The sequence below is a fragment of the Peptostreptococcus sp. genome, from assembly GCF_977045075.1.
The window spans coordinates 1-10191 of record NZ_CDRRTB010000066.1; the positions used below are offsets into that span (position 1 = coordinate 1).

The 10191-nt window shown below is 40.3% G+C and carries 9 protein-coding genes; 8 read left to right on the plus strand and 1 reads right to left on the minus strand.

What is annotated here, in order from left to right:
• The 6 genes from ACW6OJ_RS06055 to trxB form a co-directional block, all read left to right on the plus strand.
• A partial coding sequence (locus ACW6OJ_RS06055) for an FAD-binding protein (protein ID WP_456096036.1) occupies positions 1-417 on the plus strand: 417 nt, incomplete at its 5' end.
• Complete coding sequence (nadC, locus tag ACW6OJ_RS06060) at positions 386-1234, plus strand: carboxylating nicotinate-nucleotide diphosphorylase (RefSeq protein ID WP_293437732.1); 849 nt, start codon at positions 386-388, stop codon at positions 1232-1234. The genes ACW6OJ_RS06055 and nadC, both read left to right, overlap by 32 nt.
• Positions 1235-1404: 170 nt before the next feature.
• A complete protein-coding gene (locus ACW6OJ_RS06065) occupies positions 1405-2655 on the plus strand; it encodes a DNA polymerase Y family protein (RefSeq protein ID WP_293428697.1) in 1251 nt (416 codons plus the stop codon).
• A 125-nt stretch (positions 2656-2780) separates the two neighbouring features.
• On the plus strand, positions 2781-4220 hold the full coding sequence (gene gndA / locus ACW6OJ_RS06070) for an NADP-dependent phosphogluconate dehydrogenase (protein ID WP_455105197.1): 1440 nt from the start codon (positions 2781-2783) through the stop codon (positions 4218-4220).
• Positions 4210-5583 (plus strand): glucose-6-phosphate dehydrogenase, encoded by a 1374-nt coding sequence (gene zwf / locus ACW6OJ_RS06075; protein ID WP_455105196.1) that lies wholly within the window; start codon positions 4210-4212, stop codon positions 5581-5583. The genes gndA and zwf overlap by 11 nt, the downstream gene beginning before the upstream one ends.
• An 86-nt stretch (positions 5584-5669) precedes the next feature.
• Positions 5670-6596 (plus strand): thioredoxin-disulfide reductase, encoded by a 927-nt coding sequence (trxB, locus tag ACW6OJ_RS06080; RefSeq protein ID WP_455105195.1) that lies wholly within the window; start codon positions 5670-5672, stop codon positions 6594-6596.
• Between the two features lie 168 nt (positions 6597-6764).
• On the opposite strand, the gene ACW6OJ_RS06085 is transcribed toward trxB, so the two are convergent.
• Positions 6765-7526 carry a PepSY domain-containing protein gene (locus ACW6OJ_RS06085; RefSeq protein WP_455105194.1) on the minus strand — a complete coding sequence of 254 codons (762 nt, stop codon included), beginning with the start codon at positions 7524-7526 and terminating at the stop codon, positions 6765-6767.
• A gap of 128 nt (positions 7527-7654) precedes the next feature.
• On the opposite strand from ACW6OJ_RS06085, the gene trkA reads away from it, so the two are divergent.
• Both trkA and ACW6OJ_RS06095 read left to right on the plus strand, forming a co-directional pair.
• On the plus strand, positions 7655-9037 hold the full coding sequence (gene trkA / locus ACW6OJ_RS06090; protein WP_330598314.1) for a Trk system potassium transporter TrkA: 1383 nt from the start codon (positions 7655-7657) through the stop codon (positions 9035-9037).
• A 20-nt stretch (positions 9038-9057) separates the two neighbouring features.
• On the plus strand, positions 9058-10191 hold a 1134-nt coding region (locus tag ACW6OJ_RS06095; protein WP_456096037.1), incomplete at its 3' end, for a TrkH family potassium uptake protein.

The window sequence follows — 10191 nt, forward strand, 5'->3', positions numbered from 1 at the left end:
ATTGATGAAAGATTTCCGACGGTTTTCCAGGCCTGTATGGACAAGGGTATAGATATCAGGAAGGATATGATACCCGTATGCCCAGGCCAACACTACCATATGGGTGGCATAAAGGCCAAGCTAGATGGTAGGACTAGTCTACCAGGCCTATATGCCATAGGAGAGACGTCTTGTACAGGTCTACATGGAAGAAATAGGTTGGCGTCAAACTCCCTTTTAGAAGCATGTTTTTGTGGTATGAAGTGTGGTGAAGGCCTAAATACTTCATTGCCAGACTTCAAGGCCCATATGGAAGAAAATAGAGAAACTGGAAATATAGATGATATAATTGCTGACTACCAGAAGATTTTGGTGGATACAATAAAGGAAAGGAACCACGATTTTTATGAATACTGGCTTAAAAATGAGGATGCTTGATAAGATCAAAGAGAGTCTACTTGAGGATATTAGCTACAAGGATATCAGTGCCGATGCCATAATAGATGAGGATAGGATGGCCAGGGCTGACTTGATAGCCAAGGAAGAGGGGATTGTATGTGGTTTGGAAGTCTTTTACCAGGCTTTTAAAATCTTGGATGAAGGGGCAAAGTTTACTTGCTCTCACAAGGATGGAGATAGGGTTTACAAGGGTGACAAGATTGGTATAGTTGAATGTAAGGCTCAAGCCATGCTCTTGGCTGAGAGGACTGGCCTAAATTTCCTTCAGAGGATGAGTGGTATAGCCAGTATGACTAGGTATATGGTAGATGCCCTAGGTGATGAATCAGTAAGTCTAGCTGACACGAGAAAGACAGCCCCAGGACTGAGGGTATTTGATAAGTATTCTGTAGAGGTCGGTGGTGGAAAGAACCACAGGTTCAACCTATCCGATATGGTAATGCTAAAGGACAACCACATAGGGGTTGCAGGTGGCATTAGGCAGGCTGTTGAAAAGACTAGAAAAAAAGTATCCTTCTCCAAAAAAATTGAGGTGGAGGTTGAAAGCCTTGACCAGGTTAGGGAAGCCCTTGATGTCGGGTGTGATATAATCATGCTAGATAACATGTCTATAGACCAAATAAGGAAGGCTGTAGACCTTATAGGTGGGCAGGCACTTATAGAAGTATCTGGAAATATAGGTCCGGACAAGATAGGAGACTACAGGGGCTTGGGTATAGATATCATATCATGTGGAGCCCTGACTCATTCGGTAAAGGCCCTGGATATAAGCTTAAAAAATATGGAAATTATATAATCTTAGATGAGGTCCTCTGTTTGGCAAATCCTATTGCTAGATAGGAGGGTCTCTTTTTATATGTGTTTTTTTTCTTATAGATAAATATTTACTAAATCACAAATATGGTGTAAAATGGACTTAAAAAGAACATATGTTCTTTTTAAGTCCATTTTTTAGGGGGTGTTTTGGTGAAGGACAAGGTATTTTTTCATATAGATGTAAACTCTGCCTACCTTAGCTGGGAGGCAGCCTACAGAAAAAGGCACAATATTGAGGGTCTGGACCTGATTAATATAGCTTCTGCGGTGGCAGGTAGTTCAGAGAGAAGGAGTGGCATAATTTTGGCCAAGAGTCAGTTGGCCAAAAAGCTAGGTGTAAAGACAGGTGAACCTGTGGGCATAGCTAGGACCAAGTGTCCAGATATATACCTAGTTCCACCAAATTTTGACCTCTATGTAGAGTATTCCAATCGTTTGATGGATTTTTTGAGGACCTATTCACCTAGTGTTTACCAGTATTCTATAGATGAGGCCTTTGTGGATATGACTGGGACCCAAAGGCTATTTGGAAATCCTATAGACTGTGCTGATACCATCCGAGAGAGGGTAAGGACGGAACTAGGCTTTACTATAAATGTGGGGGTTTCTGACAAGATGGTCCTAGCCAAGATAGCTGGGGACTTCAGTAAGCCAGACAAGACCCACACCCTTTTCCAGTCGGAGATAGAGGAAAAAATGTGGCCACTTCCGATAGAAGACCTATTTTTTGTGGGGAGAAAGACTTCAAAAAAGCTTAGGAGTCTTGGTATAGTAACTATAGGACAGTTGGCCAATACAGATATAAATTTTATGAAGAGGCACTTTAAAAAGCATGGTATAGTCATACACAACCATGCCAACGGTCTGGATGGCTATGATTTTTTTCATAAGACCAATACTAATAATAGGTCTGTTGGCAATTCAACCACAACCTCCAGCGATATATACAGCTTTGAAGAGGCCAAGCACTGGATTTTGGCCCTTAGTGAGACGGTCTGTGCTAGACTGAGGAGGAAAAATTCCACTGCAGGTGTAGTATCAGTGGAGCTTGTAGACAGGGATTTTAAAAGGTCACAGGCCCAGAGGACTCTTGGATTTAGGACCAATAAGGTCAGTGATATATATGGGGTAGCCTGTGAGATTTTTAAGAGTCTTTGGTGGGGCAAACCTATTAGACACATAGGCATAGGAACCAGCAAGGTCCAGGAGAAGGATTCAAACCAGCTCAACTTTTTCAACCAGATATCATCTAAGGAGGAAAGGCTATATTCGGCCATGGATGATATAAGGGCCAAGTATGGTGATGATTCTGTAAAGAGGGCCAGCTTCCTGTGTGGAGAGGCCGACCATATGGAGGGGGGAACCTCTAAAAATAAAAAAAATGGTCTGGTATACCTCTAGAAGGAGTCTATTAAGAAAAACTAGGAAGAGCCTTGTGCTAATGATTAAAGCTTGGTCTTTTGGTGTATAAAAATAATATGAATCTATACAAAGAGTAAAGTGTAAAATGAAAGTGAGGAATATAGATGAATAATATAGGTGTAATTGGACTATCTGTCATGGGGCTGAACCTAGCCCTAAATATGGCAGACAAGGGCTACAAGGTTTCCATCTACAATAGGACTAGCTCGGTTGTAGATGAAGTAATGAGAGACCATGGACATGAAAATTTCACACCAACCTATAATCTTGAGGACTTTGTCAAGTCTCTTGAAAGGCCAAGAAGAATATTTCTGATGATAAAGTCTGGCAAGCCAATAGATATGGTTATAGACCAGCTGATAGGTCTTTTGGATGAAGGTGACATCATAATAGACGGAGGAAATTCATATTTCAAGGATACTATAAGGAGGTCCAACTACCTGGAGGATAAGAAGATAAACTATCTAGGTGTTGGTATTTCAGGTGGTGAAGAGGGTGCAAGGTTTGGACCAGCTATCATGCCTAGTGGTAATAGGGAGGCCTATGAACATGTAAGAGATATCTTTGAAAATATATCAGCTAAGGCATATGGAGAAGCTTGTTGTAAGTATATTTCTACAGCCGGATCTGGCCACTACGTCAAGATGGTCCACAATGGCATAGAGTATGGTGATATGCAGCTTATCAGTGAGGCCTACATACTTCTAAGGGACCTAGGTGGTATGGACAATAGTCAGATTCAGGAGGTATTTGAGGCCTGGAACAAGACTGAGCTAGAGAGCTACCTGATAGAGATTACAGCCAATATTCTTAAGGTTAAGGAGGCAGACGGATCCTACCTAGTAGACAAGATTCTAGACAAGTCAGCCCAAAAGGGTACTGGTAAGTGGACCAACCTGGAGGCTATAGACCTGGGGGTTGATGTTTCTGTAATCACAGCTGCCCTAAATGCCAGATATATGTCTGGGCTAAAGGATGAAAGGGTCAAGCTATCTAAAATTATAGGTCAGAACAAGGCCGAATTTACAGGCAAGAAGGATATTTTAGACATTATGGGTCTAGGCAGGGAGGACCTGGTAGACCTGGTTAAAAATAGCTTATATGCATCTAAGATAGTATCCTATGCCCAGGGCTTCAAGCTACTTAGTGTAGCCGAAAAGGAATATGGCTGGGACTTGAATTTTGCAGATATAGCAAAGATATTCAGGGGTGGATGTATAATTAGGGCTAAGTTCCTAAATGATATATCAGCAGCCTTTGACCAGGACAAGGGAGTGGAGAATTTGTTGATGACAGACTTCTTCGCAAAGGAAATTAATGATAGGCTAGCAGACCTGAGAAAGCTAGTAGCTATTGGGGCTATGGAAGGTATTCCAATAACTGCTATGTCAGCAGCCTTGGCTTATGTGGACACGTATAGGTCTTCAAGACTAGGTGCCAATATTGTACAGGCACAGAGGGATTATTTTGGGGCCCATACATTTGAAAGAGTAGATGTAGATGGAGTATTCCATCATGATTGGATAGATGAAGATGAAAAATAAGGGAATAATAATATTTGGAGGAACAGGGGATTTAGCTTATAGGAAGCTATTTCCAGCTTTATATAACTTGCATTGTCTAGGCCTTTTGCCAGAGGACTACAAGGTAGTTGGTGTAGGTAGGAAGGGCTACAGCAAGGAAGACTATGTTGAGATAATTAAAAAGTGGACTAGTGAATTTTCTAGGCTAAAGTATACAGAGGAGGACTTCTCTGAATTTTCAAAGAGGATAATCTACTACCAGATGGATATGACTGAGGTTGCCCAGTATAGGGACCTACTAGCTGACTTGGACTATGCAAATGGCAGGAAAGAAAGCGGATGGACATATTACTATGCAGTACCACCTAAGATATTCGGCTTTATAACGGATGGTATTAGGTTGGCAGGCTGTCCTTTGAGTGGGGCCAAGGTAATAATTGAAAAGCCATTTGGTGACACTATGGATGCAGCAGAATATATTTACAAGAACCTAAAGCAGTGCTTCTCACAAGAAAATATATTCTTTATAGACCACTATTTAGGTAAGGAAATGATAATAAATATAATGACCCTAAGGTTTGCCAACGCCATATTCGGAGGTGTATGGAATAAGGACTTTATAGAAAAGGTCGAAATAAATGCCTTTGAAGAGGTGGGTGTAGGCACAAGAGGTGGCTACTATGACAAGAGCGGGGCCATGGTGGATATGGTACAGAACCACCTATTCCAGATCCTGTCTATAGTGGCAATGGAAAGGCCAGCAGACAATTCATCTGAGGCTATAAAGGCTGCCCAGACCAAGCTATTCAAGGAGCTGAAGGATATAGAGGACCCTCACAAGATAGACCAGCTACTTGTAATGGGCCAGTACAAGGGTTACCTAGAGGAAGATAAGATAGACCCAGAATCTACTACAGAAACATATGTAGCCCTTAAGTTGGCTATAGAAAATGACAGGTGGAGGGGAGTTCCATTCTACCTAAGGACAGGTAAGAAGATGGCTCAGAAAAAGAGTGAGGTAGTCATTACCTTTAAGTCTACTACAGAGGGTGCCCAGTCAAACAAGCTGATAATAGAGATACAGCCGGACGAGGGCGTCAAGCTAGACTTCAATATAAAGAAGCCAGGTACAGAAAATACCATAGAAAAGGTTGATATGGACTTCTGCCAGAGCTGTGTATTGGAAAATAGGCAGAATACACCAGAAGCATATGAAAGGTTATTGATGGCTGCCATGGACGAAGATAGGTCCCTATTCTCCCAGTGGAACCAGATAGAGATTTGCTGGAAGTATATCAATAGGATAATGGAAATATACCATAGGTTCTCTGACAAGATTCATGTATATGAGCCAGGCCAGGATGGTCCTATAAATAATTTTTAGTATATACATAAGGCAAAGAAATGTACTATAATAGATAGTACGGTATTAGCGAAGTTACTTTATTAGATAATATTGGAGGTAGAATAATGAGTGAAGTTAAGGTTCATGATATAGTAATAATCGGTAGTGGCCCTGGTGGTATGACTGCTGGTATATATGGTGGAAGGGCAGAGTTGGATACAGTAATTTTGGAAAAGAACTTCCACGGCGGCCAGATGGTTTCTACTACGGAAATAGAAAACTATCCAGCCCTACCTGAAACTAATGGTATCCAGCTGGCTAATGATATGCTAGCCCATGCCAAGAAGTTTGGGGCTAAGATTGAATACAAGGGAGTAGACTCAATTGAGGTGCTAGAAGATGGTACAAAGAAGTTGCTAGCAGGTGGAGAGGAAATCTTAACTAAGACTGTAATACTATCAATGGGATCTACACCAAGAAAGCTAGGTCTAGACAAGGAAGACAAGTTTACTGGAAGGGGCCTAGGCTACTGTGCAACATGTGATGGTGGCTTCTATAGAAATAAGGTAGTGGCAGTAAATGGTGGCGGAGATACAGCTGTTGAGGATGCCCTATACCTATCAAGAATAGCATCTAAGGTATACCTAATCCACAGGAGAGACGAGCTAAGAGCCAATAAGACACTACAGACAAGGCTAGCTGAGTCAAATGTAGAGGTTGTATGGAACAGTACGATCAAGGAAATTCTAGGTGAAGAAAAGCTAACAGGTGTAGTAACTGTAGACAAGACTGACCAGTCAGAAAGAACAATAGAGTTAGACGGTTTATTCGTGGCCATAGGTGGTATACCTACTTCAGGTCTAGTAGACGGTCTAGTAGATTTAAATCCACAGGGCTATATAGTAACTGATGAAGACTGTCAGACAAGTGTCGATGGTATTTATGCGGTTGGCGACATTAGGGTTAAGTCTCTAAGACAGGTGATAACTGCAGCTGCTGATGGAGCTATAGCAGTTCATGCGGCAGAAAAATATATACTAGAGCACCAGTAAATTAAATATAATAGTGGGTCATATAGGTGACTGACTAAGATTTTTATAAATACCAAGGGAGGTTTTACCAAACTTGGTATTTTGTGAAGAAATTAATAGTAATAAAAAAATACCGACACCCAAGCTAGTGCTATACTAGACTTTGGGGTCGGTATTTTATATTTATAATTATTCTTGGCTAGTAGTACTAGTAGTAGTACTAGTATTATCGTTACTACTTGAAGTGCTAGAACTAGTAGTCTTATCTGTCGAGCTAGTCTGGCTTGCTTCCAGGTCGGCCTTTGTCAAAATCTTGCCTGTAGCTCCATCTATCAATACAGTTTCGGTATTCTTTACATCCCCATCATATAGCTTGAATGAGAATACATTCATACCATTTTTTGCAAATAGCTTGTATGATAGGACCTGAGTATAGTTCTTTGTAGAGGCCTTTGCAGCTAACTGGGCAGCCTCATCTACATCCATTACAGGTACAAAGTCTAGCAGGTTAGCCTTAAGGTCAGCACTTGCCGGACCATTTTCAGTCTTACTTAATATATCGCCAGTCTTGGCATCAATTGTCATAGTCTGGCTGATACCTTTTTTAGATATAACCTCTAGCGTATAGATGTACTTCTTTTCAGTCTTAGCTTCCTCAGCTTCATCCTTCTTTTCAGTCTTTATAGGAATATCCTTTTCTTCAAGACTAACTGATGCTACACTGCCTGCTTTTTCAGCAGTTGTGAATTTTAATAGGGCAGCCTGTAGTCCTATTAGTTTTTCAGACTTTAGCTCGTTTACTAGGCTAGGGCCAGATGCCTTGTTTTTATCACCGTCACCAGCATTTTTAGAGCCACATCCTACTAGGGATAGGGCAAGGATAGAACACATTGAAAAGACTAGTAGTTTTTTTTCTATTTTTTTTCTGTTATTATTTTTTGAAATTTTCATATCTATCTCCTCATCGAATTATAATCAATAGTAGCTATATTATACTATAAAATTTAAATGCTAGTAAAGTACTAAAAAAAAGTCTCTGCTTGTGGTATAATATTCAAATGAAGATATTAACACGTTAGTTGTGGAAGGAGAAAAAAGTGAAGATCGTAATAATAGGTGGAGGAAAGGTTGGTTCTAAGCTATCTGAAGAGTTGTCTAATGAATCTCATGACGTAACGGTTATAGAGCAGGATGTAGATGTAATCAACAGGATAAATTCTCACCAGGATGTTGCCTGCATAAATGGAAATGCTATCAATCGTGAAATACTAAAAGAGGCTGGCGTAGAGGAGGCAGACCTACTAATTGGGTGTACCTCATCTGATGAGATAAACATGTTCTCTTGCTTGTTTGCCAAAAACCTAGGGGCAAAAAATACTATAGCAAGGGTTAGAAATCCAGAATACTATAGCCAATTAAATTATATAAAGGAAGATCTGGGTCTAAGTATGATTATAAATCCAGAGTTTGTTGCTGCCAATGTAATTTCAAGGATCTTGAGGTTCCCGTCGGCAATCAAGGTTGAGACCTTTGCCAAGGGTAAGGTCGAGTTGATGGAGTTTAAAATATATGAAAATTCCGATCTAGTTGGCATGCAGATGAAGGATGTGGTAAAGACCTTTGGTGTAAAGATTTTGGTTTGTGCCATACAGAGAAGGGATGAAGTATTTATACCAGATGGTAATTTCACCTTTGAGAAGGGGGACAAGCTGAGTATAGCTGGTAGCCACGAGGACTTGGAAAAATTCCTAAAGAAGGTTGGTGGCCTTAAGAGAAAGGTCAAGACTGTTATGATAATTGGTGGTGGTAAGATTGCCTACTACCTATGCAAGAGTCTTGAGAACATAAATATTAAGACTAAGATTATAGAAAGAGACAGGAAGACTTGTCATTTTTTGGCACAGAACCTTCCTAAGGTCGATATTATACATGGGGATGGAACAGACAACCAGATACTAGAGGAAGAGGGTATCCACGAGGTAGATGCCTTTGTATCCCTAACTGGTATTGATGAAGAAAATATCATTATGTCTATGTATGCAGACTCTAAGGGGGCTTCTAAGGTTATTACAAAGATTAGTCAGTCTACTTTCAAGGATATGATTGATACCTTTAATCTAGATACTGTAATATCGCCAAAGGAATTGACAGCTACAAGGATACTTCAGTATGTTAAGGCTATGAACAACTCCTATGGTAGCCAGCTGAATTCCCTATATAGAATAGTAAATGACAAGGTTGAGGTATTGGAATTCTCAGTAAATGCTACTGGTAGGATAGTCAACCAGCCATTGAAGGACCTAAGGTTTAAAAAGGGCATGCTGATAGCTTGTATAGTGCGTAACGGTAAAATAATAATACCAGGTGGAGATGATAAGATTATGGTAGGCGATAATATTATCATCGTGACTTCGAGCCTGAGAATAACTGATATAGAAGATATACTAGAACGAAGCGTATAGGTTTATTTAGGAGAATTAAGATGAATTATGGAATGATGGTCTATGTTCTTATGAATATAGCCAAGGTGGAAGGTTTTTTAATGTTTATACCTGCCATAGTATCATTGGCATATGGAGAGAGGGATGTGGCTCTTAGGATTTTTGAGATAGCCCTAGTCTCTGCTGGAGTTGGTATGGCATTTACAAGAAAAAGACCGACCAAGTCTGAATTGTTTATCAAGGACGGTCTCTTGATAGTAGGCTTGGCCTGGATTATATTTTCTGTGATAGGGGCCATGCCCTATTTTCTGACAGGAAGTATAGCCAGTCCAATAGATGCATTTTTCGAAACTGTATCAGGTTTTACTACTACAGGGTCTACGATCCTTACTGATATAGAGGCACTTCCAATAGGTATCCTATTTTGGAGGTCCTTTACCCACTGGATAGGCGGTATGGGAGTATTGGTCTTTGTAATGGCCATAATACCCCTATCATCTGGAAATACAATGAATATAATGAGGGCAGAGGTACCAGGTCCTACAGTGGACAAGCTGGTTCCAAAGACTAAGCAGACAGCGAAAATTTTGTACTATCTATACATAGCCCTGACAGCCATAGAGGTAGTTTTACTGATGATGGGTGGCATGCCATTTATGGATAGCTTGACAAACTCATTTTCTACTGCAGGTACAGGTGGATTCTGTATGAGGGCTGATAGTATAGGCTACTACAACAGCGCCTATATTGATGGTGTAATTACAGTGTTTATGATCCTATTTGGTATAAACTTCAACCTGTTTTATTTAATATTATTGAAGAAGTTTAAGCGTATATTCAAGAGTGAAGAGCTAAAGGCTTACCTGGCAATTATAGCTGTATCTATAGGTCTGATTACTTGGAATATATACGCTATGTATGGCAGTGTATTGAAGGCCTTTAGGTATGCATCCTTCCAGGTTGCAACCATAATAACTACTACAGGTTTTATGACTACTGACTACAATCTTTGGCCGAGCTTTTCAAAGGCTATCCTCTTGTCCCTGATGGTAATCGGTGCATGTGCAGGTTCTACTGGTGGTGGTATAAAGGTATCCAGGGTACTTATTACCTTCAAGTACATAAAGTCAGAGATTAAAAAGGTTATTCAGCCTAGATCAGTTAGTAATATTACT

Excerpts from the sequence above, each read along its gene's own strand:
- nadC (WP_293437732.1), top strand. The coding sequence starts at position 386 with ATGAATACTGGCTTAAAAATGAGGATGCTTGATAAGATCAAAGAGAGT.
- gndA (WP_455105197.1), top strand. The coding sequence starts at position 2,781 with ATGAATAATATAGGTGTAATTGGACTATCTGTCATGGGGCTGAACCTA.
- zwf (WP_455105196.1), top strand. The coding sequence starts at position 4,210 with ATGAAAAATAAGGGAATAATAATATTTGGAGGAACAGGGGATTTAGCT.
- trxB (WP_455105195.1), top strand. The coding sequence starts at position 5,670 with ATGAGTGAAGTTAAGGTTCATGATATAGTAATAATCGGTAGTGGCCCT.
- ACW6OJ_RS06085 (WP_455105194.1), bottom strand. The coding sequence starts at position 7,526 with ATGAAAATTTCAAAAAATAATAACAGAAAAAAAATAGAAAAAAAACTA.